The sequence below is a fragment of the Microbacterium yannicii PS01 genome (genome assembly GCF_000304335.1).
Taxonomy (GTDB): Bacteria; Actinomycetota; Actinomycetes; order Actinomycetales; family Microbacteriaceae; genus Microbacterium; species Microbacterium yannicii_A.
Genome location: NZ_CAJF01000027.1, coordinates 20,113 through 42,964, shown reverse-complemented (window position 1 = coordinate 42,964; position 22,852 = coordinate 20,113). Strand labels below are relative to the sequence as shown.

Annotated in this window: 25 protein-coding genes and 1 tRNA gene; 9 read left to right on the top strand and 17 right to left on the bottom strand. The window is 70.3% G+C overall.

Going from position 1 to position 22,852, the window contains the following annotated elements:
• Positions 1 to 9 precede the first annotated feature (9 nt).
• A complete protein-coding gene (locus tag WYM_RS14555) occupies positions 10 to 1,221 on the top strand; it encodes a trans-sulfuration enzyme family protein (RefSeq protein ID WP_019181581.1) in 1,212 nt (403 codons plus the stop codon).
• 14 nt (positions 1,222 to 1,235) lie between these two features.
• Here the strand turns inward: WYM_RS14555 and WYM_RS14550 are convergent, their stop codons facing one another.
• The 3 genes from WYM_RS14550 to WYM_RS14540 all read right to left on the bottom strand — a co-directional run bounded on the left by WYM_RS14550 (position 1,236) and on the right by WYM_RS14540 (position 3,080).
• Positions 1,236 to 1,781, bottom strand: coding sequence for a MerR family transcriptional regulator (locus tag WYM_RS14550; RefSeq protein ID WP_019181580.1), 546 nt, complete (start codon positions 1,779 to 1,781; stop codon positions 1,236 to 1,238).
• A 103-nt stretch (positions 1,782 to 1,884) separates the two neighbouring features.
• Positions 1,885 to 2,577 carry a MerR family transcriptional regulator gene (locus tag WYM_RS14545; RefSeq protein ID WP_019181579.1) on the bottom strand — a complete coding sequence of 231 codons (693 nt, stop codon included), beginning with the start codon at positions 2,575 to 2,577 and terminating at the stop codon, positions 1,885 to 1,887.
• The gene (locus WYM_RS14540; protein WP_019181578.1) at positions 2,577 to 3,080 is read right to left on the bottom strand and encodes an FHA domain-containing protein; all 504 of its coding nucleotides are present in this window, start codon (positions 3,078 to 3,080) and stop codon (positions 2,577 to 2,579) included. Before WYM_RS14540 ends, WYM_RS14545 begins: the two co-directional genes overlap by 1 nt.
• Before the next feature lie 172 nt (positions 3,081 to 3,252).
• Between WYM_RS14540 and WYM_RS14535 the strand changes: the two genes are divergently transcribed.
• On the top strand, positions 3,253 to 3,603 hold the full coding sequence (locus WYM_RS14535; protein WP_019181577.1) for a hypothetical protein: 351 nt from the start codon (positions 3,253 to 3,255) through the stop codon (positions 3,601 to 3,603).
• Between the two features lie 33 nt (positions 3,604 to 3,636).
• On the opposite strand, the gene WYM_RS14530 is transcribed toward WYM_RS14535, so the two are convergent.
• Positions 3,637 to 4,038: a hypothetical protein gene (locus tag WYM_RS14530; RefSeq protein ID WP_019181576.1), complete on the bottom strand. Its 402-nt coding sequence runs from the start codon at positions 4,036 to 4,038 to the stop codon at positions 3,637 to 3,639.
• Positions 4,039 to 4,145: 107 nt separating this feature from the next.
• On the opposite strand from WYM_RS14530, the gene WYM_RS14525 reads away from it, so the two are divergent.
• Complete coding sequence (locus WYM_RS14525) at positions 4,146 to 4,859, top strand: copper resistance CopC family protein (RefSeq protein ID WP_019181575.1); 714 nt, start codon at positions 4,146 to 4,148, stop codon at positions 4,857 to 4,859.
• A 10-nt stretch (positions 4,860 to 4,869) separates the two neighbouring features.
• On the top strand, positions 4,870 to 6,267 hold the full coding sequence (lpdA, locus tag WYM_RS14520; RefSeq protein WP_019181574.1) for a dihydrolipoyl dehydrogenase: 1,398 nt from the start codon (positions 4,870 to 4,872) through the stop codon (positions 6,265 to 6,267).
• A gap of 60 nt (positions 6,268 to 6,327) precedes the next feature.
• On the opposite strand, the gene WYM_RS14515 is transcribed toward lpdA, so the two are convergent.
• Complete coding sequence (locus WYM_RS14515) at positions 6,328 to 6,975, bottom strand: CYTH domain-containing protein (protein WP_019181573.1); 648 nt, start codon at positions 6,973 to 6,975, stop codon at positions 6,328 to 6,330.
• On the bottom strand, positions 6,962 to 7,195 hold the full coding sequence (locus WYM_RS14510) for a hypothetical protein (RefSeq protein WP_019181572.1): 234 nt from the start codon (positions 7,193 to 7,195) through the stop codon (positions 6,962 to 6,964). Before WYM_RS14510 ends, WYM_RS14515 begins: the two co-directional genes overlap by 14 nt.
• A 108-nt stretch (positions 7,196 to 7,303) precedes the next feature.
• Here WYM_RS14510 and glgP point away from each other — a divergent pair, with 108 nt between their 5' ends.
• From glgP to WYM_RS14495, 3 genes are all read left to right on the top strand, one after another.
• The gene (glgP, locus tag WYM_RS14505; RefSeq protein ID WP_019181571.1) at positions 7,304 to 9,865 is read left to right on the top strand and encodes an alpha-glucan family phosphorylase; all 2,562 of its coding nucleotides are present in this window, start codon (positions 7,304 to 7,306) and stop codon (positions 9,863 to 9,865) included.
• Between the two features lie 159 nt (positions 9,866 to 10,024).
• A complete protein-coding gene (locus WYM_RS14500; protein ID WP_019181570.1) occupies positions 10,025 to 12,559 on the top strand; it encodes a rhamnogalacturonan lyase in 2,535 nt (844 codons plus the stop codon).
• Positions 12,560 to 12,634: 75 nt separating this feature from the next.
• Positions 12,635 to 13,366 (top strand): glutamine amidotransferase, encoded by a 732-nt coding sequence (locus WYM_RS14495; RefSeq protein ID WP_026059834.1) that lies wholly within the window; start codon positions 12,635 to 12,637, stop codon positions 13,364 to 13,366.
• A 24-nt stretch (positions 13,367 to 13,390) separates the two neighbouring features.
• Here the strand turns inward: WYM_RS14495 and WYM_RS14490 are convergent, their stop codons facing one another.
• The 7 genes from WYM_RS14490 to WYM_RS14460 form a co-directional block, all read right to left on the bottom strand.
• Positions 13,391 to 14,137, bottom strand: coding sequence for an NAD(P)H-hydrate epimerase (locus WYM_RS14490; protein WP_019181568.1), 747 nt, complete (start codon positions 14,135 to 14,137; stop codon positions 13,391 to 13,393).
• Entirely contained in the window at positions 14,134 to 15,141 is a 1,008-nt protein-coding gene (locus WYM_RS14485) for a YihY/virulence factor BrkB family protein (protein ID WP_019181567.1), read from the bottom strand. Before WYM_RS14485 ends, WYM_RS14490 begins: the two co-directional genes overlap by 4 nt.
• A gap of 74 nt (positions 15,142 to 15,215) precedes the next feature.
• Complete coding sequence (locus WYM_RS20375; protein ID WP_019181566.1) at positions 15,216 to 15,899, bottom strand: prepilin peptidase; 684 nt, start codon at positions 15,897 to 15,899, stop codon at positions 15,216 to 15,218.
• A gap of 162 nt (positions 15,900 to 16,061) precedes the next feature.
• Positions 16,062 to 16,361, bottom strand: coding sequence for a DUF1905 domain-containing protein (locus WYM_RS14475; RefSeq protein ID WP_026059833.1), 300 nt, complete (start codon positions 16,359 to 16,361; stop codon positions 16,062 to 16,064).
• Positions 16,362 to 16,395: 34 nt separating this feature from the next.
• Positions 16,396 to 16,824: an SRPBCC family protein gene (locus WYM_RS14470; protein ID WP_019181564.1), complete on the bottom strand. Its 429-nt coding sequence runs from the start codon at positions 16,822 to 16,824 to the stop codon at positions 16,396 to 16,398.
• Positions 16,825 to 16,859: 35 nt separating this feature from the next.
• Positions 16,860 to 17,660: a glycosyltransferase family 2 protein gene (locus WYM_RS20370; protein ID WP_019181563.1), complete on the bottom strand. Its 801-nt coding sequence runs from the start codon at positions 17,658 to 17,660 to the stop codon at positions 16,860 to 16,862.
• 62 nt (positions 17,661 to 17,722) lie between these two features.
• Positions 17,723 to 18,715 (bottom strand): aldo/keto reductase, encoded by a 993-nt coding sequence (locus tag WYM_RS14460; protein ID WP_019181562.1) that lies wholly within the window; start codon positions 18,713 to 18,715, stop codon positions 17,723 to 17,725.
• A gap of 137 nt (positions 18,716 to 18,852) precedes the next feature.
• Between WYM_RS14460 and WYM_RS14455 the strand changes: the two genes are divergently transcribed.
• On the top strand, positions 18,853 to 19,968 hold the full coding sequence (locus WYM_RS14455) for an FUSC family protein (RefSeq protein ID WP_019181561.1): 1,116 nt from the start codon (positions 18,853 to 18,855) through the stop codon (positions 19,966 to 19,968).
• A 13-nt stretch (positions 19,969 to 19,981) separates the two neighbouring features.
• Here the strand turns inward: WYM_RS14455 and WYM_RS14450 are convergent, their stop codons facing one another.
• The 4 genes from WYM_RS14450 to WYM_RS14435 all read right to left on the bottom strand — a co-directional run bounded on the left by WYM_RS14450 (position 19,982) and on the right by WYM_RS14435 (position 22,123).
• Positions 19,982 to 20,908, bottom strand: a complete 927-nt coding sequence (locus WYM_RS14450; RefSeq protein ID WP_019181560.1) for a L,D-transpeptidase — start codon at positions 20,906 to 20,908, stop codon at positions 19,982 to 19,984.
• A 4-nt stretch (positions 20,909 to 20,912) separates the two neighbouring features.
• Positions 20,913 to 21,398, bottom strand: a complete 486-nt coding sequence (locus WYM_RS20365; RefSeq protein ID WP_019181559.1) for a DUF2809 domain-containing protein — start codon at positions 21,396 to 21,398, stop codon at positions 20,913 to 20,915.
• On the bottom strand, positions 21,395 to 21,964 hold the full coding sequence (locus tag WYM_RS14440; RefSeq protein ID WP_019181558.1) for a mismatch-specific DNA-glycosylase: 570 nt from the start codon (positions 21,962 to 21,964) through the stop codon (positions 21,395 to 21,397). Before WYM_RS14440 ends, WYM_RS20365 begins: the two co-directional genes overlap by 4 nt.
• A gap of 85 nt (positions 21,965 to 22,049) precedes the next feature.
• Positions 22,050 to 22,123, bottom strand: a tRNA-Pro gene (locus tag WYM_RS14435).
• 128 nt (positions 22,124 to 22,251) lie between these two features.
• Here WYM_RS14435 and WYM_RS14430 point away from each other — a divergent pair.
• Positions 22,252 to 22,839, top strand: a complete 588-nt coding sequence (locus WYM_RS14430; protein ID WP_019181557.1) for a GNAT family N-acetyltransferase — start codon at positions 22,252 to 22,254, stop codon at positions 22,837 to 22,839.
• Positions 22,840 to 22,852: the final 13 nt, after the last annotated feature.

Genomic DNA, 22,852 nt, shown 5'->3' with positions numbered 1-22,852 from the left:
ATATCGACCATGGCATCGACGACGCTGCATCCCGACAGTCTTGCCGTGCACGCCGGCCGCGATGATCTCGCGAACCTGGGCGTCCACGCTCTCCCCCTCGACCTCTCGTCGACGAACCCCCTGCCCGACGTCGACCTCGGCGGCCTGTCGTATGAGGTGCTCGCGACCGGCGGGCATCCGTTCGACGGCGGGTCGAACGTGTACGCACGGCTCTGGAATCCCACGGTCGCCCGGTTCGAGCAGGCTCTGGCGCAGCTCGAGCACGCCGAAGAGGCGGTCGCGTTCTCCTCGGGCATGGCCGCGGTGACCGCTGCCCTCCTCGCCCTCGCCCACGAGAGCGGCCGCCGCCACGTCGTGGCGGTGCGCCCCCTGTACGGCGGCACCGACCATCTGCTGGCGTCAGGGCTCCTGAGCGTCGAGACGACGTACTGCACGGCGGATGCCGTCGCCACCGCGATCCGCGATGACACCGCGCTGGTCGTCCTGGAGTCACCGGCCAACCCGACGCTCGAGCTCGTCGATATCCGGGCCGTCGTGGCGGCGGGCGATGTCCCGGTGCTCGTCGACAACACCTTCGCAACGCCGGTGCTTCAGCATCCGCTCGATCTCGGCGCCACCCTTTCGCTGCACAGCGCCACGAAGTACCTCGGCGGCCACGGTGATGTGGTCGGCGGTGTGATCGCGTGCGACGCTCGCACCGCGGCAGCTCTGCGACGGGTGCGCGCCATCACCGGCGGCATCCTTCATCCGCTCGGCGCCTACCTGCTGCACCGGGGTCTCGCGACACTGCCCGTCCGCGTCCGCGCGCAGCAGGAGGCGGCGCGGACCGTCGCCGACTGGCTCACCCGGCGGGATGACGTGGCCCGCGTGTACTTCCCCGGACTGGCGGAGTGCGACCCCCGCGGCCTGATCGGCACGCAGCAGTCCGGTCCCGGAGCCATGATCTCGCTCGAGCTCGTCGGCGGGTATGGGGCCGCGGCAGGTCTCACCTCGTCGGTGCGGCTGTTCACGCATGCGGTGTCGCTGGGCAGCGTCGACTCGCTCATCCAGCATCCGGCCGCGCTCACGCATCGACCCGTGCAGTCCGAGGCCAAGCCTTCGGCAGGCCTCGTCCGGCTCTCGATCGGGCTCGAAGACCCGGCCGACCTCATCGCAGATCTCGACCAGGCGCTCGCGACCCGGGCGGAGCGACTGAGCAGCCCCGTGTCGGCTGCGAACTGATCCCCGAGATCGGGTCAGGCGGTGCGTGCGGCGCGGCGCAGCGCCAGCTCATCCATCGCTTCGGGCTTCTCGACCTCGAAGTCGACGAGCTCCGACTCGACCTCACGGAGCACCTTGCCGACCGCGATCCCGAACACGCCCTGACCGCGGCTGACGAGGTCGATGACCTCGTCGTTCGACGTGCACAGGTACACCGAGGCGCCGTCGCTCATGAGGGTGGTGCCCGCGAGGTCGCGGATGCCCGCGGCGCGGAGCTGATCCACCGCGGTACGGATCTGCTGAAGAGAGATCCCGGTGTCGAGCAGGCGCTTGACGAGCTTGAGGACGAGGATGTCGCGGAAACCATAGAGCCGCTGAGATCCCGAGCCGCTCGCGCCGCGCACGGTGGGCTCGACGAGTTCGGTGCGTGCCCAGTAATCGAGCTGGCGATACGTGATGCCGGCGGCCCGCGCGGCGACCGCGCCCCGATAGCCGACTTCGTCGTCCATCGCGGGAAGCCCGTCGGTGAAGAGGAGTTCGGCGACGAACGGCTCGTTGTCTGCCGCGTCTCGAGCAGTCATGCCCGTCCCCCTCCGGATCGGATATCTCCACGCTAGATCAGCCTTCCCCCTGCGGCAATGACATCCGCCGTCGGCGGCCCGGCGTGTCGCGGGCCGGACGCGCTCAGGAGAGCAGTCGGTCCAATGCCGACCGGACGAAGATCGCACGCACCTCGTCCAGGCGCTTGGCGAGTTCGGGCGCGATCTCGCCGGCCCGTCCCCGCGATGCGGAATCGGTCCGGCGCAGCAGCGGTGCCAGCGCCGATTCGACCAGCGAGACATCTCGCTCGGCGTTCTGCCGGAGAGCTCGCACATGGCGCGGCTCGATCCCGTGTCGATCGAGGGCCACGAGGGCGCGCAGCAGGGCCACCGACTGCTCGGTGTACACCTCGCCCGACACGAGCACGCCGGTGCTGATCGCGTCGTTGAGCAGCTGGGGGGCGGCGCCCGACGCGGCGAGCAGCTCGTCGCGACGGTAGCGGCGCGGCGCCGGCAGGATCGACGGCGGCGGCACGGCCGTCGGAGTCACCGGATCCCGGCCCGCGTCCACGTCTTCGAGATAGTCGCGGATCACCGACAACGGCAGGTAGTGGTCGCGCTGAAGCGTCAGGGCGAGCCGCAGGCGCTCGAGGTCCTCCGGGGAGAACTTCCGGTAGCCGGAGTCCGTGCGCACGGGCGTGACGATGCCCTGCACCTCGAGGAAGCGGAGCTTGCTCGAGGTCAGCGACGGGAACTCCGGAGAGAGCCGCGCCAGCACCTGGCCGATGCTCAGAAGACCCGCGGACGATGATCGTTCGCGGGCGGAGGCGGCGGGCATCAGACGTCCGCGGCCTGAGGCAGGTCGGCGGGCGAGACGAAGAAGTTGAGGCGGAACTTGCCGACGCGCACCTCGGCGCCGTTCGTGAGCGGAGCGCGGTCGACCCGCTCGCCGTTCACGTAGGTGCCGTTGAGCGAGCGCTGATCGACCAGTTCGAACGCGGCGCCGCTGCGGGTGATCTCGGCGTGACGGCGCGAGACGGTCACGTCGTCGAAGAAGATGTCGGCCTCGGGATGCCGGCCGACGGTCGTCACATCGGTGTCGAGCAGATACCGGGCTCCGGCCGTGGGTCCCGACCGCACGAGCAGCAGTGCGGCACCGGACGGCAGGGCCTCGATCGCGTCGAGCTCCGCTTCGGCCAGCTCGCTGCCGAACGGCACGAACGACAGGTCGGAATCGTGCCCGAACGTCTGCGTCGTGTCGGCGGCGCGCTCGGAATCGCGTGCGTCAGCCCCGGCGGCCCGGCGGATGTCACCCTGGTCGGGGCGGCGGTCGTCCTCCACGTTGTCCTCCTCTGACGCCCCAGCCTATCCGATCACCCGATGCGCGAAAGAGGCGGATGGGGCGGGTTGTCGCCCGCATTGTTTCGCCTCGTGTCAGCCGGCGTGACCCCGCGCAGGCCGGCGCTTAGCCTGACTGAGTCCGAACCGACGATACCCATTCGAGGAGATCACCGTGTCCACCCCGCACAGCCACATCCCGCCCCTCGAGGTGCGCGAGCGTGCGTTGTGCATGTGCGACCGCGGCGACACCTGCTCCTCCTACGCTCCCGGCCACGCGCTGCATCTGATCCAGGCGCGGCTCGCGTCGGCGACGCCCGCTGACTGGGCGGATGCGATCGTCGAGGACGCCGACTCCCGCTCCGGCTTCGTGATCGTGCGCAGGCTCGGCGACGATGCACCGGTCGCGCTGTGGAACGGCAGCGGGGCTGCGGCCCGTGTCTCCGTGGGCACGCCGGTCGCCCTGCACGAGCGCTACCACGTTCTCGCCGTAGGCGGCGAGCGGTTCAACGTCCTGCGCGCGTGAGGTGTCGGGCCTGGCCCCGTACGTGCGGCGAGCTCAGCTCATCGCCATCATCCTGTCTTTGACGGCCGTGCAGGCGTCCATGCACGCCTGGCAGGCCTGAGCGCACATCCGGCAGACCTCGCTGTGGTCGGCGTGCTTCATGCACTCGTCCATGCACAGCTGGCACATCGCGATGCAGGCGTTGAGCATCGCCATCATCGCGGCCGGGTCCATGCCCTGCATGCGCATCATGCTGCGCACCATCGTGTTGCACATGTCCGCGCAGTTCATGCACGCCGGGGCGCACGACAGCATCTGCGTGGAACACACCGTGCATGCCTGCTCGCACGCCGAGCAGGCATCCATACAGGCCTGCAGCACCGACATGTCCATCTCCTGCATGCCGGGCATCGACATCATGTCCTTCGACATGGCGCCCATCATCATGGCGTCCATGGCCCACCTTCCTTCCGTCATCCGGTCGGCGGGCAGGTCCTCCCGCCTGCCGCCATGCTAGACCTCGGGGTTCGCCCAGCGAAGGGGCGGATAGGGTCGATCGGGTGATGTCACAAGGAATTCACGCGCACCGCGTCGCCCGTCTCCCGCGCCTCACCGTCGTCCTCGCCGCACTGATCCTCGCCGCCGCAGCCGTCCTCGTCGGAGCTCCGCCGGCGCAGGCGCACGACGAACTCCTCGGCAGCGATCCCGCAGCCGGAAGCACGGTCGAAGGTCTCCCCGACGCGCTCGCCCTCACCTTCAGCGGCGCGATCGCGCCCGACGACGGAGCCTCTGAAGTGCAGGTGACGGATGCCGCGGGCACGAGCCTCGTGGACGGAGCACCCACGGCGCAGGACAACGTGCTCACGCAGCCCCTCGCCGCCGAGGGACTGGGGGGCGAGGCATCCGGGGTGATCACCGTGCTGTGGAAGGTCGTCTCGAGCGACGGTCACCCGATCTCGGGCGAGCTCTCGTTCACCGTGACCGCTGCGGCAGCGCCGACCACGTCGCCCACGCCGAGCGCCGAGCCCACCGAGACGACCGCGCCCGGCGCGACCGTCGAACCGGCCCCCACCGAGACCGCGCCGCCGGCCGAACCGGCCGGCGAGGACTCGGGCTTCGCCGACGTATGGCCGTGGGTGCTCTTCGGCCTCATCGCGGCCGCCGTGGCAGGGGCTGTGCTGTACCTGCTTCTCTCGCGCTCGCGCCGCGAGAGGGCGCTCGCCGAGGGCCGCCCCGACGGCACGCAGCCCGGAACCGAGCCCCCTGCCGACCGATAGGCTTGGAGTCATGCCTCACTACGACGTCGTCATCCTCGGCGCTGGCCCCGGCGGGTACGTCGCGGCCGTCCGCAGCGCTCAGCTCGGCCTCTCGGTCGCGATCATCGAAGAGAAGTACTGGGGCGGTGTCTGCCTCAACGTCGGCTGCATCCCCTCCAAGGCGCTTCTGAAGAACGCCGACCTCGCGCACCAGTTCCACCACAAGGCGGACCTGTTCGGGATCTCGGGCGATGTCTCGTTCGACTTCGGCGTCGCGTGGGACCGCAGCCGCAAGGTCGCCGAGACCCACGTCAAGGGCATCCACTACCTGATGAAGAAGAACAAGGTCACCGAGTACGAGGGCCGCGGCTCCTTCGTCGACGCGAACACGATCGACGTCGCGAAGACCGACGGCTCGAGCGAGCGGGTGACCTTCGACAACGCCATCATCTCGACGGGCTCGAAGGTGCGCCTCCTCCCCGGCGTGCAGCTGAGCGAGAACGTCGTCACCTACGAGGAGCAGATCCTCACGCGCGACCTTCCGGAGTCGATCGTCATCGTGGGCGCAGGCGCGATCGGCATGGAGTTCGGGTTCGTGATGGTGAACTACGGCGTCAAGGTAACGATCATCGAGTTCCTCGACCGCGCGCTCCCCAACGAGGACGCCGATGTGTCGAAGGAGATCGCCAAGCAGTACAAGGGCTACGGTGTCGACATCCTGACCTCGACCAAGGTCGAGTCGGTCACGGATCAGGGCGACAAGGTCACTGTCGCCTACACCGCCAAGGACGGCAGCGCCGGTTCCATCGAAGCCGACAAGGTGCTGATGTCGATCGGGTTCGCCGCGAACGTCGAGGGCTACGGCCTCGAGAACACCGGCGTCAAGCTCACCGACCGCGGCGCGATCGACATCGACGACCACATGCGCACCAACGTGCCGCACATCTACGCCATCGGCGATGTGACCGCCAAGCTGCAGCTGGCCCACGTGGCAGAGGCGCAGGCCGTCGTCGCTGCCGAGACCATCGGCAAGGCCGAGACGATGACCCTCGGGGACTATCGCATGATGCCGCGGGCGACCTTCTGCTCGCCGCAGGTGGCGTCGTTCGGCCTCACCGAGCAGCAGGCGCGCGACGCCGGCTATGACGTCAAGGTCGCGAAGTTCCCGTTCTCGGCCAACGGCAAGGCGAACGGCCTGGGCGAGCCCATCGGCTTCGTCAAGCTCATCGCCGACGGCGAGCATCTGGAGCTGCTCGGCGGTCACCTCATCGGACCGGACGTCTCGGAGCTCCTTCCCGAGCTCACTCTCGCTCAGAAGTGGGACCTCACCGCGCTCGAGGCCTCCCGCAACGTCCACACGCACCCGACGCTGTCGGAGGCCGTGCAGGAGGCCTTCCACGGCCTCGCCGGACACATGATCAACCTGTGACCTGACACGGAAGGCCCGGGACGCTGGTCCCGGGCCTTCTTCGTGTGTGCCGCGAGCTCGTCAGTGTCCGAGCGCTCGCGCGAGTTTCGAATCGGATGCCGCAGACCGCGCGCCGGCGGCGAGCGCCGCGTCTGTGACCGCAGCGAAGAATGCCGCGCGCCCGTCGGCGTCGGCAGGGGCGGCAGCGCCGAGCTCGACCTCCCATTCCTGCCACTCCCGCTCGGCTCCGGAGCGCTCGTCGCGCGTGCGCACCCGGTCATCGGCGAATTCGGCCAGCACTCCCCCGGATTCGTTCAGGAGGAGGAAGACAGTGCGCTCGTTGCGGATCCGTGCGAGCGGCAGGAAGGGTCCGCGGGTGACCGCGGCCAGTTCGCTGAGCGCCCCCTCGGGCGGGACGCTCGGCTCGCCGAGCGGCCACTGCAGCTCGACGCGACCGCCGTCGGCACCGCGGGGCCCCTTGATGTGCCACCCGGCATCGGGCCCGCCGGTCCGCCGGCGCAGAGCGAATCCCGCACGCGCGAGCGAGAGCCCGGCATCGTCGAGATACACCGCATCGAGTTCGCGCCGCTCGCCGGCAGTGACCGACGCGACCCCCGGCACCGCCGACCAGTCCGGCCTCGCCACGCCGGCGTCGACGTCGAACTTCAGCTCGACTTCGACCGACCGGCTTCCGGCTGACCGCGAGGGACCGATGTCACCGCCGGTCACGAGCGGTGTCGCTGAAGGGGTCGATGTCGTCCTCGGATTCTATGAACCAGAACTCCGCCTCGGTAGGACCGTCGCCCTCGCCCGTGTTCTCGGGCCTTCCCTTCCGCTCGTAGACGACCTGCGTCTCGCTGTAGGGGACGATCATGCGTTCGAGCTGCGGGTCGTCGAGAGGCAGGACCTGCCCGTCGAGCGGACCTCCGTGAAGTCGTGCGATAGCCATGAGCCGAGCCTAGACCCGGCCCGCCGACACCGATCCGGCCTTGACAGCAGGACGCTGTCGCCGACGTGGGTGCAAGCGCTTTCAGCCGATGCGCCTAGACTCGCTCGCGTGAAGGCCATCCGCACGTTCACCGTCCGCCCCGTCCTCGCCGAGTCCCTCGCTCCGCTGGATCGCCTCGCGTCCAACTGGCGCTGGTCATGGAGCCGCTCCACTCACGCCCTGTTCGCCGCGATGGATCCGGTCCTGTGGGCCCTGACCGGCGCGAATCCGGCGCGCATGCTCGGGGCCCTGGGTCAAGCGCGGCTCGACGAGCTGGCTCACGACGACTCGTTCGTCGCCCGCGTGCGCGAAGAGGACGAGCGCCTCGAGTCCTATCTCGGCGGCGAGCGCTGGTACCAGGGTCTCGAGGGCCCGAAGCCGGCTCACATCGCGTACTTCTCCCCCGAGTTCGGCGTCGACGGCTCGCTGCCGCAGTACTCCGGCGGTCTCGGCATCCTCGCCGGCGATCACCTCAAGAGCGCGTCCGACCTGGGCGTTCCGCTCACCGGCGTCGGCCTGTTCTACCGGGCGGGCTACTTCCGCCAGTCGATCGGCGACGACGGGTGGCAGCGCGAGAGCTACCCCCTGCTCGACCCGTACGGCCTCGGCCTCACGCTGCTGCGCGACCGCGACGGCGCGCCGGTCGAGGTGGCCCTCGACCTGCCCGGGGCACGACGGCTTCACGCCCGGATCTGGATCGCCGACATCGGCCGCGTGCCGCTGCTGCTGCTCGACTCCGAGACGCCGTCCAACACCGATGAGATGCGCAAGGTCACGGATCGCCTCTACGGCGGTGGCGGCGAGCACCGGCTGCTGCAGGAGCTGCTGCTGGGCGTGGGCGGTGTGCGCGCCGTACGCGCGTGGTCCGATCTCTCCGGCCGGCCGGCGCCGGATGTGTATCACACCAACGAGGGGCACGCCGGGTTCCAGGGTCTCGAGCGGATGTCGGAGCTCATCACGCACGACGCGCTCGGCTTCGACGAGGCGCTGGCCCAGGTGCGGGCCTCCACGGTCTTCACGACGCACACGCCCGTGCCCGCCGGCATCGACCGGTTCCCCCGCGATCTCATCGCCGACTTCCTCACCGGCGGGCTCTTCGAGGGCCTCGACGCCGGACGCGCCATCGCGCTCGGGCTGGAGACGTGGAGCGGCGGCGACCAGAGCGTCTTCAACATGGCGGTGCTCGGGCTCCATCTCGGGCAGCACGCCAACGGGGTGTCCGTTCTGCACGGAGCGGTCAGCCGCGGCATGTTCGGTCAGCTGTGGCCGGGCATCGACACCGACGAAGTGCCCATCACCTCGATCACCAACGGCGTGCACGCTCCGACATGGGTCCACCCCGCTCTCAAGGCGGTGAGCGAGCGCGCCTGGGGCGATGCGCGCACCGACACCCACGACTGGACCGACCGCGAGACGATCAGCGACGCCGAGCTGTGGGGCGTGCGCCAGCAGATGAAGAGTGAGCTGGTGGCCGAGGCGCGCCGCCGTGTCGCGGCTGGGCTGAAGGTCAACGGCAACGGCGGCCCGCCGACCTGGATCGAGGAGCTGCTCGACCCCGAGGTGCTGACGATCGGGTTCGCGCGTCGCGTGCCGACCTACAAGCGCCTCACGCTCATGCTGCGCGATCCCGAGCGGCTCACGCGGCTGCTCACCGATCCGAAGCGGCCGGTGCAGATCGTGATCGGCGGCAAATCCCATCCCGCCGACGACTCGGGCAAGATCCTCATTCAGCAGCTCGTGCGCTTCAGCCGCGACCCGAAGGTGCGCGGGCGCATCGTGTTCCTCCCCGACTACGACATCACTCTCGCCAAGGACCTCTACCCCGGGTGCGATGTGTGGCTGAACAACCCGCTGCGCCCGCTCGAGGCGTGCGGCACGAGCGGCATGAAGGCGGCGCTGAACGGCGCGCTCAACCTGTCCATCCTCGACGGCTGGTGGGACGAGTGGTTCGACGGTGAGAACGGCTGGGCGATCCCGACCGCCGACACGGCCACGAGCGACGAGGAGCGCGACGACGCTGAGGCTTCGGCGCTGTACGACCTCATCGAGCACCAGCTCGTCCCGAAGTTCTACGAGCGCGAGGGCGGCATCCCTCTCGAGTGGCTGCGGATGGTCCGCCACACGATGACGGATCTCGGTGGCAAGGCGACGAGTGACCGCATGGTGCGCGACTACGTCCAGCGCCTCTACGTGCCCGCCGCGGCGCACGACGCCGCTCTGCGTGCCGATGGGTTCGCCGAGGCCAAGGCCCTCGCCGCGTTCGTCAGCCGCGTGAAGGACGCCTGGGGGCGGGTCTCGGTGGCGAGCATCGACAGCTCGGGCATCCCCCAGCAGGCCCAGGCCGGCGACGCTCTCGACGTGCGCGCCGACGTGCGGCTGGACGGGCTCTCGCCCGACGACGTTGCGGTGGAGCTGGTGTACGGCCGCACCGACGAGGACGACGCCCTGGCGACCGATCACTCCGTGCACCGCCTGTCCCCCGCCGGGCCGCCGGTCGACGGCGTGACGAGCTACACCGGGACCCTTCCGCTGACGGTCACCGGCACGTTCGGCTATGCCGTGCGGGTCGTGCCCACACACCCTCAGCTGGTCTCGCCCGTCGAGCTCGGCCTGGTGACGTACGCCTCGTAGCCGCGCGTGCGGGCCGGGGGCGTTCATGAAGACGTTCCGATGAAACGTGTCAGATCCATCGTCGGTCATTGACCGTGGCGGCGGCCCGGGTTAGCCTCTCGGTGCAGGAAAGCGCATTCCAACGCGGCGCTCCCCCACCTGCACCGAAAGAAGGATTCGATGTTGAACCTCCGAAAGAGATCCACGTGCGCACTGTTGGCGACCACCGCCGCGGGCGCTCTTGTCCTCGGGCTGGCGCAGCCCGCGACCGCCCACTCGGCGCCGCCGCACCACGGCGCACCACAGGTCGAGGCCCTCGACCGCGGCCTCATCGCCGTCTCGACCGGCGAGGGCGTCTTCCTTAGCTGGCGCCTTCTCGCGACGGAGGCCGGTCCCGCCACCGACACCGGCGTGAGCGGTCCGTCGTTCGCGGTGTTCCGCGACGGTGATCGCATCGCGACCGTCGACGACAGCACCAACTACGCCGATCCGGACGGCACCGCCGCGTCCGTCTACACCGTCGCGCCGGCGTGGCACGAGGTGACCGGGCAGCAGTCGGCCGAGGTATCGGTGTGGGGCGACGGGTTCTACGACCTTCCTCTGACCAAGCCGGCGGACGGCGTGACGCCGGCAGGCGAGGCGTACACATACGCGGCCAACGACGCATCGGTCGCCGACGTCGACGGCGACGGCGCTTACGAGTTCGTCGTGAAGTGGGACCCGTCCAACGCCAAGGACGTCTCGCAGAAGGGCTACACCGGTCCGGTGTACGTCGACACGTACGAGCTGGACGGCACTCTGCTGAACCGCATCGACCTCGGCGTCAACATCCGCGCCGGCGCCCACTACACGCAGTTCATGGTCTCCGACTTCGACGGCGACGGCCGCTCCGAGACGATGCTCAAAACCGCCCCGGGCACGAAGTCGGTGCGCTACAACGCGGACGGAACCGTTGCCGACGAAGCGAACATCACACTGCTCGCCGAAGACGCGGCCGCAGGGTATTCGCACGCCGACGACTACCGCATGAGCGCCGCGGACTACCGCGAGCACCTCATCGAGATGTTCCAGGGCTGGTCGGAGCACCCAGAGGTCACGGCCGGCACCTGGCCCGCCACCCTCGAGGAGGCCTGGGGCATCCCGGTCGAGCACGAGTACCCGCTCTCGGAAGAGGCGGCGAGCGAGCTGACGGACTACTACATCACGACGTACGCGCCCGCGCGCAGCGCCCGCAACGACCTCACGACGTTCGAGGGCTTCATCCTCGACGGCCCCGAGTACCTCACGGTGTTCGACTCGGCGACCGGCGAAGAGCTCGAGACCGTGCGCTACAAGCCGGGTCGCGGCGACGACGGCCTGCTGTGGGGCGACTACGCGATGTCGCGCATCGAGCCCGGCAACCGCGTCGACCGGTTCCTCGCGGGCGTCGCCTACCTTGACGGCACCCATCCTTCGGCGATCTTCGCCCGCGGCTACTACACGCGCGCGACCGTCGCGGCCTACGACTGGGACGGCGAGCACCTGAAGGAGCGCTGGTTCGCAGACAGCGGTCACGTGCCGATGACCAACCCGTTCAATGACGGCCCGCACGGCCGTGACGGCACGGACCCGGAGTTCGCGACGCTCACCACGCAGGGCTTCCACTCGCTCAGCGCCTCCGACGTCGATGGCGACGGCAAACACGAGATCGTGTATGGCGCCGCCACGATCGACGACGACGGCGGTCTGCTGTACAGCTCGTTCGACGTGCTCCCCGAGGGCAGCGCCGCTCCCGGCGAGAACGTGCGGCTCGGCCACGGCGACGCCCTGCACGTCACCGACATCGACCCGAACCGCCCGGGACTGGAGATCTGGACCGCGCATGAAGGGGGCACCTTCGCGCCGTACGGTTCGGCGATGCGGGATGCCGCGACCGGTGAGGTGCTGCACGGCACCTACTCCGGCCGCGACACCGGTCGCAGCATGATCGGTGATGTGCGCGCCGACGTGCCGGGCCTCGAGGCGTGGGCGAGCATGCCGGGCGGCACCGACGGATCGGGTCTGCTCAGCGCGACCGGCGAGAACCTCGAGCCGGCGATCCCCGGCACCAACCAGTCGATCCGCTGGGCCGCCGATCTCACGACGCAGATCGTCAACGGCAGCGGCGACGCGACGCCCACGATCGACGACTGGAAGCGGGGCACGCTGCTCACCGCGGAAGGCACGCGCACGAACAACGGCACGAAAGGCAACCCGTCGCTCGTGGCTGATGTGCTCGGCGACTGGCGCGAGGAACTGCTCGTGCGCACTGCGGACTCGTCGGCGCTGCGCATCTACTCCAGTACCGAGGTGACGGCGCACAAGCTCCCGACCCTCATGCACGATGTGCAGTACCGCGCCGAGGTCGCACGCCAGAACACCGCGTACAACCAGCCGTCGTACACGAGCTACTACCTCGCGAGCGACATGGATTTCGCGGGTGTTCCGGTCCTCACGCAGGCGGCCACGCCGCGGGAGCCGCGGTTCGTCGACCCGCGCGGCTCGCTGCTGGACTTCGTGGTGATCGTCCCCGACCGGGCGTTCGACTACTACGTGGACGGCGTCAAGGTGCGCATCCCGCTGGTGAAGGTGGCGCGCGGCGCCGAGGCGACGGTCACCGCGGTGCCGAAGCAGGGCTACGCCGTCGCCTCCGGAGCGACGTCCACGTGGACGCATCAATTCGGCGCCGGACGCTGATGACGAGATGACGGATGCCTCGGCCCCGCTCCTGCGGCGGTCCGAGGCATCCGTCGCTCCGTCTAGGGTGGTGTGGTGAAGCCGTTCGTCCTCCTCGCCACCCGCGCCGAGGATGTGCCGGCCGACGAGGAGTACGAGCTCTTCCTGCGCTATACCGGCCTCGAGGAGCGCGACCTGATGCGCGTCCGGCTCGAGGCCGGCCCGATGCCGGCACTCGAGCTCGACGGACTGTCCGGGATCTTCGTCGGCGGAGGACCGTTCAACGCCTCCGACCCGCCGGGCGAGAAGTCCGTCGTCCAGCGTCGCGTCGAGGCCGAGTTCCAGGCGCTGCTCGACCAGGTGGTGCAGCGCGACTTCCCGTTCCTCGGGGCCTGTTACGGCATCGGAACGCTCGGCGCGCACCAAGGGGCGACGATCGATCGCCGGTACGGCGAGCCGATCAGCGTCGTGCCCGTCACGCTGACCGAGGCTGCGGCATCCGATCCCCTGCTGACCGGACTGCCGAGCACATTCGACGCCTTCGTGGGGCACAAGGAGGGGATGTCCGGCCTCCCCGCGCGGGCGACCCTCCTCGCCTCATCGCCGGCGTGCCCGGTGCAGATGTTCAAGGTGCGCCGGAACATCTATGCCACGCAGTTCCATCCCGAGCTCGACCTCGAAGGCATCACCACGCGCATCCACGCGTACGCGGGGCACGGCTACTTCGCGGTCGACGAGCTCGAGCTGACGCTCGCCGCCGTCCGACGCGCCGCCGTCTCGCACCCGAGCCGCATGCTCCGCACCTTCGTCGAGCTCTACGCACGCTGAGCGCTCGCCGGGCGCGGGGGCTGTTCAGCGGCCGGACCGGTGGCGCACCACGCGCGACACCGTCACCTCGCCGACAGGCGCGAACCCGTCGAGCTCGGGACCGAGGCCGATGTCGGCGAGCACCACCTCGCCGGCCAGCGCGGGACCGCGGTCCCGCGTCAGCCCGGCCTTCACCGCGCCGAACGTGACCGTGACGGATGCCGGCATCACGATGTCGCCTGCCGCACCGGTGTCGGGGTGCAGACCGCTCGGCAGATCGACGGCGATCACCCTCGATCGCCCGTCGGCGACCGCCGGGAGCAGCGCCTGGACGGCCTCACGAGCCGTGCCGCGCAGCGTCGGGTCCTTCGTCGCGCCGATTCCCAGGATGCCGTCGAGAACGAGATCGTAGTCGACGGCGCCCTCGCGCACGGCGGGCAGCTCGACGCGGCGCGCGCCGGCACCGAGCGCGGTCGCGAGACCCGTCTCGTGCACCCGCGCGCCCACGGTGAGCACGTCCACGTCCATCTCGTCGGCGAGCAGCGCCGCGGCGTACAAAGCGTCCCCGCCGTTGTCGCCGCTGCCGGCCAGAACGAGCACGTGCTGCGCGTGGGTCGAAGGAACGCCGCGTGGCGGCCGGGCATCCGCGCCCGCGTGGTCGCGGTCGAACTCGTCGCGCACCACCTGTGCGAGGGCGGCGGCCGCTCTGGCCATGAGCGGCTCCCCCGACGCGAGGAGCGACGACTCCGCCGTGCGCACCTGCTCGACGGTGAAGACAGGAACGCCGCTCATGACTTCGCCCGCTCGGCGTCGGCCTCGTCGCGGGCGAGACGCAGCTCTTCGCTCGCGACCGCCACCGCGTCCTCGGCGCGGCGGACGCGACGCAGAGCGAACGTCGGCGAGCCGTGCCGCTCACGCACGCGATCGACGCGCTCGCGCTCCCCCACGATGACCCACGTGGAGGCGAGGAGGATCACCTGCGACGACAGGTTCATCCACAGCAGCAGGGCGATCAGCGCGGCGAAGGACGCCAGCAGGGGGTTGGAGCCCGCGCCCCGGACGAACAGGCCCGACAGCTGCTGGAGCACCGTGAGACCGACGGCGCCGATCAGCGCTCCGGTCCAGAGCGAGCGAGCTCCCGGCCGCACGCCGCTCAGCGTCCGGAAGGCCAGCGCGACCATGGCGGCGTCCAGCACGAACACGACGGCGAGCGATACGCCGCGCGTGGCGAGGTCGGTGATCGGACCCGGGCCGATGCCCGCCCACTCGCGCAGGAGGTCGACGAACGCCGTGCCGGCGAACGTCGCCGCCGCCGAGAGCACCAGGCCGCCGCCGATGGCGACCGCCAGCAGCAGGTTGCGCAGCAGCACCCACACGAAGAAGACGTCGTCGTGCACCTTGTCGGCGAGCGTGCGCAGGGCGCTGCGGAGCGACCCGATCGCGCCGATCGCGGCGCCGACCAGCCCGACGAGTCCGAGGATCCCGGCGAGGGTGAATCCGGCGGGCGCCTCGATGTCACGGACATCGATGAGGCCCTCCTCGCCCACCAGTCCCGGTACGGCGGCATCGACCGCGTCGACGAGCGAGCGGAACGCCTCCGGATTGCCGCTGAGCCACAGCGAAGCGAACGAGAATCCCAGCAGCACGCCCGCGAAGACGGAGAAGAGCGCCCGATACGTGATGCTGTCGGCGAGCATCGGCCCCCTGTGCTCGGAGTAGTGGAACCACACTCGCACCGGCTTGATCGACAGCATCCATGCGATCAGGCGTGGCATGAATCCGCGGGAAGCGCTCATGGCGCCACCCTATCGAGGGGCGAAAACCGGGATCGCCGCTTGACGAGGGCCCCGTCGTGTGCCCGCCCGACCCGTCAGCCCGGCGGGAGCAGGCGGCTGTACCCCGACGCGATCGCCTCGCCGACGAAGATCCCGGCCCAGGCACCCGCCAGCATCCAGGGACCGAACGGGATCGCCGTCTTGCCATCCGCGCGACGAAGCAGGATGAGCGCCATGCCGAACAGACCACCGAGCAGGAAGGCCGCGAAGACACCGACCGCCAGCGCACCCCATCCGAGATAGGCCAGGAACAACCCGATGACTCCGGCGAGCTTGACGTCGCCGCCGCCCATCCCACCCGGCCGAACGAGCCGCAGCGCGAAGTAGAACCCGTACATGAGCGCCATGCCGATCGCCGCACGCAGCAGCGCCGACCAGTCTCCGCTCACGGCGCTCGCGATCGTCAGCAGAGCGCCGCCCACGAGGTACGCCGGAAGGACGATGGCGTTCGGAAGGCGATGCGTCCGGATATCGATCCGGGTGAGCACGATGCTGATGACGGCGAAGTACATGTAGGCGAGTGCGAGGACCCCGCGCACCCAGATCTGGGCATCCGGGCCGGATCCGCCGGAGGCCCCACTCGCCGAGGCGCCCGACAGGTACCACCACCCGACGACAGGCAGCAGGGCCGCGCACGCCACCGCGATGGCGTCGAATCGAACGCGGGGCGCAGCGCCCGGGTCACGCGCCGTGGAGCGGCCCTCGTCGATCGTGCGCACCGTCGCAGTGTAGGCGGCCCCGACCCCAGGCCGGGACCGACCGCGTACGAGCTGTTGATAACCCTTCCCGCCACCTGCGGAGGTCGGCTCGTGAAAGCTCACTCCTGGTGGTCGTCGTGAGCATCCTTCATGAGCCTCCCGACCGACGTCGGTAGTCCCTGATCAGCCGTCCAGCACTTCGAGCCGGACTGTGACCGGACCTCCGTCGACGAGGGATTCGGCATCCCTGACAGCTTTCTTCAGCGGAAGCACGTACGAGCCGGCGGAAGAATCGGGGAAGATCGAGGTCGTCCACTCGGACCCGCCGATCCGTGCCCGGACCCGCACGGCACCGAAGCCGCGGTAGGGTCGCGGGATCTCCCGGATCTCTTCGCTCAGCTCGGGCGGGACGGCGGTGAAGAACCACGCCGAGTCCTCGCGCGCGCTCCAGCGGAAGACGTCGCTGTCGAACTCGATGATCACGTCATCGAGGCTAGCGAAAGCCTCCGACGCCGCGTCAGAGGTGCTCGCCCGGCGGCCCACCGTAGCGGTCGACGAGCCGCTGCAGGCAGTTGGACCAGCCTTCGACGTGGCTCGCGCGCTCCTCGTCCGACACGAACCCGGAGTGACGCACGATCACGCGTGTGGAGCCATCGGCGGCCGGCTCGAGGAAGAGCTCGACGTCCGTCGAATGATCTTCTCCGGCCCACCGCCACGCCAGCCGCAGCGTCCGGGGGGCATCGACCGCAAGGATGGTCGCCTCGACCGCGAGTTCTGCGACGTCGGAGCGCAGCTCCCACCGGCCCAGCTCGCGCAGGTCTACCGCCGCCGTGCTCTCGAACCGGGGCGGCCACATCCACTCCTGGAGGCGATCGGCGCGGGTGAAGTCCGCCCAGACGTCGTCGACGGATGCCGCAACCAGCGCCTCTTCGGTGAGCTCCTGCATGGCTCATACCGTAGCCGGTCACGCGGACATCGAGATCAGCGGCCGTACCCCGCCGCCCAGTCGTCGGCCTCGGGAGCCCACGCGGTCTGCTCACGCGACGCAGTCGCCGAGGTGTCGATCCGGCGCCATGGCGCGCCTTCGGGCCAGCTCGCGGCGAACGTCGTCACGACCTTGCCCACGCGGCGCGACAGACCCGAGAAGGTCTGGACCGGTCGCGCCGACACCGGCATCCGCAGCTGCGGGTCATACCGGACGCCGTCGGGCGCGCGGAGCCGGATCGTCAGATCCAGATCGTCGTGGATGCGCGGGTTTCCGCGGTCGACGCGCAGCCGCACCCGCTCCCATACCGCTGTGCGCATGGCGAAGTTCGACCCGAAGACGAGCGGGATCCCGAGCCACTTCCTGATCCAGTAGTGCCCGCCGCCCACGTACCAGCGCTCGCCGAGCAGGTTCTGCAGCGGCGTGCCGCCGTAGAACTCCGCTCCCCCGGTCAGGACGCCCAGCGAGGGATCGCTCACGAAGGCGCGCACCAGCCGCGCGACCCAGTCGGGATGGGGACGCGAGTCGGCGTCGAGCCGCGCGATGATGTCGGCGTCCGCCATCGCCTCGTCGTACCCGCGCGCCGCGGCCGGCCAGATGCCGATCACCGGCTCGGTGATGACGTCGGCCCCGTAGCGACGGGCCACCGCCGCCGAGGCATCCGTGCTGCCGTTGTCGACCACGATCACGCGATCGGCGACGCGCGTCTGATTGCTGAGCGCACCCAGGCAGGCTTCCAGGAACGGGGCGTCGTCGCGGCACGGGACGACGACTGTGACGCGTGGGGCCAGGGGCACAGCCACACGATACTCTCGCGGCGGCCGAGCGCGATCAGCCCGCCCGATCGTACGCCCGGGCGTCACCAGAGCGGGTGGATGGCCTCTCGCAGCGATCGGTCGTACACCTCGCGGACGACCCGGTCGAACGCGTCCACATCGAATCCGCCCTCGAGCAGCGCACCGGCGCCGGCGTTGGACTGCGCCTGCCGCACGTTGCGAGCCCCGGGGATCGCACTGGTGACACCGCGCTGGGCGGCGATCCACGCGAGCGTAGCCGCCGGCAGCGTCACGCCCTCGGGCAGAGCGGCCGCGAGCTCGTGCGCGGCGGAGAGCCCGACTTCGAAGTCCACGCCCGAGAACGTCTCGCCGCGGTCGAACGCCTCGCCGTGACGGTTGTAGGTGCGGTGGTCGTCGGCGGCGAACGTCGTCGTCGCCGTGTACTTGCCCGACAGCAGGCCCGAGGCGAGGGGCACGCGCGCGAACACAGCGACACCGGCATCCGCCGCTGCCGGCAGCACCTCGTCGAGCGGCTTGAGCCGGAACGGGTTGAAGATGATCTGCACGTTGGTGACGTTGGGCCTCGCGATGGCGGCGAGCGCCTGCGCACACGTCTCGACCGACACACCGTACGCGGCGATCGATCCGTCGGTCACGAGGGCGTCGAGGGCGTCGTACGTGGCGGCATCCTCGATCACGGCCGTCGGGGGGCAGTGCAGCTGCACGAGATCGAGCGTCTCGACGCCGAGGTTGCGGCGCGACCGTTCGGTCCACGCGCGGAAGTTCTCGGGTGTGTAGTTCTCGGGCTCCTGCGCCAGCCGCCGGCCCATCTTCGTCGCCACCGTCACCCCGTGGTCGCCGCGCCCTGCGAGGAAGCGGCCGATGATCGACTCGCTCCGCCCGTCGCCATAGACATCGGCGGTGTCGAACAGCGTCACGCCGCGCTCGACGGATGCCGCGAGCACCGCGGTCGCATCGTCCTCGCTCACCGCGCCCCAGTCGGCGCCGAGCTGCCACGTGCCGAGACCGATCGCCGACACCGATCGACCGGTGCGACCGAGGGTGCGCTGCTGCATGGGAGTCCTTCCGAAGGGAGCGCCGCGGGCGCCACGGGGGGTCGTAGTGCACGGTTCGCTCAGGTGCACGCCCTACGGTAGCGGGGGTTCACACGTTCGGGGCGACCACCGCCCGGACGATCGCGGAGGGGAGCCGTGTGACCGAGAAGCGCACGATCAAGGCACGCCGACGAGTGAGCGCATGGACGGCCGAAGTCGCCAATCAGTCGCGGCTGCTGCTGGCCGCCAAGACCGCACTCGCCGCGGTACTCGCCTGGTACCTGGCACCGCTCATCCCGTTCGCCGAGGACCAGTACTCGTATTACGCGCCGCTGGGCGCACTCGTGACGATGTACCCCACACTCGCCCGGTCGGCGCGCGTGGGACTCGAGGCCCTGATCGGGCTCGCCCTCGGCATCGCGATCGGGCTCGGCGGTCTGCTCCTCGTCCGCGCGGGGGCACCCGCCGGGATGGGCCTGGCCGTCGTGGTGGCCGTCGGCGTGATCCTCGGTGGCATCCGCCGGCTCGGGGCAGGCGGCGACTGGGTCACCCTCGCCGCCCTGTTCGTTCTGCTGCTGGGGGGCAGTGACGCCGACGGCTTCTCGGTCTCCTACCTGGTGACGATGGCGTTCGGCGTCCTGGTCGGACTGGCCGTGAATCTGATCGTCTTCCCGCCGCTGTACCTGCGTCGCGCGAGCGAGCGTCTGTCTGTCTTGCGCGCCGCCGTGACCGATCGCCTTCACGAGCTGTCGGAGGCGGTCGGGACCGGCCACCTCGATGCCGAGCGCTTCGAGGCCGCCCTCGACGACCTGAGCGCCACGATCGCCGCCGTGGGCGACGAGGTCCATGAGGCCGAAGAGAGTCGGCGGGGCAATCCGCGCCGCCGCAGGCGCGTCGCGGAGCAGAACGCCGTGCAGGACGAGAACGCCCACCGCTTGGCGGCGCTGGAACGCGTCTCATTCCTCACGCGTGACCTCGTCGACCTGCTGCTGAGCATCGAGAGCCGTGGCGGCTCCAGCCTGGAATCGCCGTACCGCGCGCTCCTCGTGATCGCGATCACTCGCGCGGCCGATGTCGTCGCGACGCCCATCGGGGCGGACGAAGCACCCGATCGACTGGATGCCGCCACCGCGGCCGTGGACGGTTGTCAGCGCGCGCTCGACGCCGAGGGTCGCGCAACGGCCTCCGCCGTCGCCGACGACATGGCGGTCACAGTGTGCCTGCGCCGGATCGTCGACGCCTCGCGACCGTTCGTGGAGTCCCGCTCGGGGTAAGAGGTACGGGCCCTCAGGGGTTGACGATGACCGGGGTCCCGAGCGGCAGCGCGGCGAGCTTCGTGATCGCATCGGGATCGACCCGCAGGCATCCGTTCGAGATCGCACCCGAGCGGGCGTCGTGGTAATGGAAGGCCGTCACCGCGACATCCGCTCCCCCGAAGCCGTCCAGCGTCGGCGACTGCACCGACAGGTACACGATGGGGTGCCCGCGGGTGTAGCCGTACTCGGGAACGACCTGCGTGGTCATGATGTACGAACGGCCGACCGGTGTCGGTGTCGCATCGGTGCCCCACGCGAAGTCCGAGGCGATGCGCTCGGCGACGCCGTCGCGCACGATGTCGATCGTGCGCGCCGAAATGCTGACGACGACGCTCTCGGGCGCCGGTGAGATCTCGACGTCGGCGGTGCGCAGCCACCCGGTCACCTGTGCGGGGTTGCCCTGAGACGGCACCGCCTGGCGGCCGACCAGGAGGACTCTGACCCAGTGCTCCTGGCGCTCCACGATCGGCACCGTTGTGCCGCCGTAGTCGTACGACCGCGGAAGGTAGGCGACCGGATCGGCGTTCGGGTCGGCCCACACCGGCGCGCCATCCCCCCGCGGCAGCGCGCGCTCCTCCGTGGGGACGGTGAAGGGAGCATCGTCGACCGGCAGCGCCGGCACCACCGAGAACACGGTGACCTGCGGCAGCGAGGCAAGGTCGTACGACGCGGTGTCCGCGGGAAACCCGGGCGGCGGAGGCGCCGGCGTGTCGGTCGGGGATGCGACAGGAGACGGCGCGCGCGTCTCGCTCGCCGACGGCGTCGGAGTGGATGCCGAAGGGTCGTCAGGCCGCGTGATCCACAGCGCGACGAGCACAGCGGCGATGATCAGCGCCGCGACGCCCCCGATGATCGCGAACCGGGCGATGCGTCGCTGCGATGTCGTGTCCTCCCCCATTGTTCTATCGTCGGCGGGGATCGCGATTGCAGCAAGCCGAGGCAGTCATCTCGTGATTCACCCCGTCGTGATGCGCGCCCAGGCGATGCGCCGTGGCGACGTCGACCACCGCAAGGAGGGCGATCACGGTCAGGTAGATCACGAGGTCCCGGCCATCGAAGACCGTGCCGAGCACGAGCATCGCCGGCGGGAACTGCGCGCCGAGGACCAGCGGGATCCCCGTCAGCTGGAAGAGCTCCACCGCGACGCACCACGCGGCAGCGAAGCCGGCGACGGCCATCGCCCGCCACCGCGGTGCGACGAACGCGAGCGCCAGAGAGACGGCGGCGGCGTAGAGCGCATCGCCCGCGATGTCGGTCGCCGCTGTGTCGGGCAGCAGCGAGTGAACGGCCAGACCGGACCCGATCACGGCGGCGAGCGCGACGACGGCGGCGATCCGGCGGCGCCCGGTGAACGGATGCCGCGGGCCCCTCGCTTCGGAGGCTGTCACTCGATCACCCCGGCCGCCCGTGCCGGCTCGGCATACGCCTCGGCCAGCGAGGCGACGGTGTCGTGCGCGTTCAACCCGCTCGGGTTCGGGACGACCCAGAGCTCGGCGCCGCCCAGCTGTTCCGGCTGGCGGCCACTCGTCGCCCGTGGGATGCCGAAGCCCTGCCGATACGCCGTGAGCCCGACGATCGCCACGACCGGCGTACGCCACCGTTCGACGTCGGCTGCAAGGCGCTCGGCCCCCTCCCGCAGCTCCATGCGGTCGAGCTCGTCAGCTCGGGCCGTGGCACGGTGCACGATGTTCGAGATGCCGATGCCCGCCTCGAGGAACATGCGACGGTCGGGCTCCGGCATCCCGTCGCTCGTCACCTCGGGCATCCGGGGGATGATCCCGGCCGCGACGAGGGCGGGATAGAACCGGTTCCCCGGGTGAGCGAAGTGCACTCCCGTCGCGGCCGTCCACAGCCCCGGATTGATGCCGACGAAGACCAGTCGGGGACGCTGGGGCATCAGGTCCGGAGCGCTTCGATCCCGGAACTGCGCGAGTTCGGCGCGCGTGAAGGCCATGTGTTCCAGTCTGAGGGGCGAAGCTGTCCGCTGCTTCACGGAAAAGCGAGAGGGCCGGCCTTCCGGCCGACCCTCTCGCATGCTGTCGGGATGACAGGATTTGAACCTGCGACCCCTTGACCCCCAGTCAAGTGCGCTACCAAGCTGCGCCACATCCCGATGCCCCCGCTCGCGCGCGGGCAACTCGACTATCCTACCCGCTCGCCGATGCGCGCGCGAACCGGCGGAGGCGGGGTGCGGCATCCCGTCGTCTTGCCGGTGTCGGCTGCCGGGGATACCGTCACGGAATGGCGAAGATCACGATCCAGCCCGCCACCGCCGACCGCTTCGACGACGCCGAGCACGCCCTGAGCGGCGGCGGAGACGGCAAGGGGTGCCAGTGCCAGTGGTGGATGATGTCGGGCGCCCAGTTCGACAAGCTCACCCAGCAGGAGCGCGAGAAGCTGCTGCGCGACGAGATCACGACCGGTCCCCCGCCCGCTCTCATCGCATATGTCGACGGCGAGCCCGCCGGCTGGGTTCGCGTCGGTCCTCGCACCCGCCAGGTGCGCCTCGCGCGAACGCGCAAGTACGGACCGCACTCCGAAGAACCGTGGGACGACCCGGATGTGTGGGCGGTGAGCTGCTTCGTCGTGCGGAAGGAGCACCGTGGTCTGGGCCTGAGCGCGAAGCTCCTCGACGCCGCCGTCGATCACGCTCGGAAGGCCGGCGCACGCGTCGTGGAGGCCTACCCCGTCGATCCTGAAGCAGGACGCCAGAAGCCCGCGAACGACCTTTACCACGGCGTCGTGTCGACGTTCGCGCAGGCGGAATTCCGCGAGGTGGCGCGTCCGCGGCCCGATGTCGCGATCGTCGCTCTCGAGCTCTCGCGCTGACCGCCGTGCGGCG

What these genes read in the sequence shown, in the direction of transcription:
- WYM_RS14555 (WP_019181581.1), top strand. Translation starts at nt 10, where the DNA reads ATGGCATCGACGACGCTGCATCCCGACAGTCTTGCCGTGCACGCCGGC.
- WYM_RS14550 (WP_019181580.1), bottom strand. Translation starts at nt 1,781, where the DNA reads ATGACTGCTCGAGACGCGGCAGACAACGAGCCGTTCGTCGCCGAACTC.
- WYM_RS14545 (WP_019181579.1), bottom strand. Translation starts at nt 2,577, where the DNA reads ATGCCCGCCGCCTCCGCCCGCGAACGATCATCGTCCGCGGGTCTTCTG.
- WYM_RS14530 (WP_019181576.1), bottom strand. Translation starts at nt 4,038, where the DNA reads ATGGACGCCATGATGATGGGCGCCATGTCGAAGGACATGATGTCGATG.
- WYM_RS14525 (WP_019181575.1), top strand. Translation starts at nt 4,146, where the DNA reads ATGTCACAAGGAATTCACGCGCACCGCGTCGCCCGTCTCCCGCGCCTC.
- lpdA (WP_019181574.1), top strand. Translation starts at nt 4,870, where the DNA reads ATGCCTCACTACGACGTCGTCATCCTCGGCGCTGGCCCCGGCGGGTAC.
- WYM_RS14510 (WP_019181572.1), bottom strand. Translation starts at nt 7,195, where the DNA reads ATGGCTATCGCACGACTTCACGGAGGTCCGCTCGACGGGCAGGTCCTG.
- WYM_RS14500 (WP_019181570.1), top strand. Translation starts at nt 10,025, where the DNA reads ATGTTGAACCTCCGAAAGAGATCCACGTGCGCACTGTTGGCGACCACC.
- WYM_RS14490 (WP_019181568.1), bottom strand. Translation starts at nt 14,137, where the DNA reads ATGAGCGGCGTTCCTGTCTTCACCGTCGAGCAGGTGCGCACGGCGGAG.
- WYM_RS14485 (WP_019181567.1), bottom strand. Translation starts at nt 15,141, where the DNA reads ATGAGCGCTTCCCGCGGATTCATGCCACGCCTGATCGCATGGATGCTG.
- WYM_RS14470 (WP_019181564.1), bottom strand. Translation starts at nt 16,824, where the DNA reads ATGCAGGAGCTCACCGAAGAGGCGCTGGTTGCGGCATCCGTCGACGAC.
- WYM_RS14460 (WP_019181562.1), bottom strand. Translation starts at nt 18,715, where the DNA reads ATGCAGCAGCGCACCCTCGGTCGCACCGGTCGATCGGTGTCGGCGATC.
- WYM_RS14450 (WP_019181560.1), bottom strand. Translation starts at nt 20,908, where the DNA reads ATGGGGGAGGACACGACATCGCAGCGACGCATCGCCCGGTTCGCGATC.
- WYM_RS14440 (WP_019181558.1), bottom strand. Translation starts at nt 21,964, where the DNA reads ATGGCCTTCACGCGCGCCGAACTCGCGCAGTTCCGGGATCGAAGCGCT.
- WYM_RS14430 (WP_019181557.1), top strand. Translation starts at nt 22,252, where the DNA reads ATGGCGAAGATCACGATCCAGCCCGCCACCGCCGACCGCTTCGACGAC.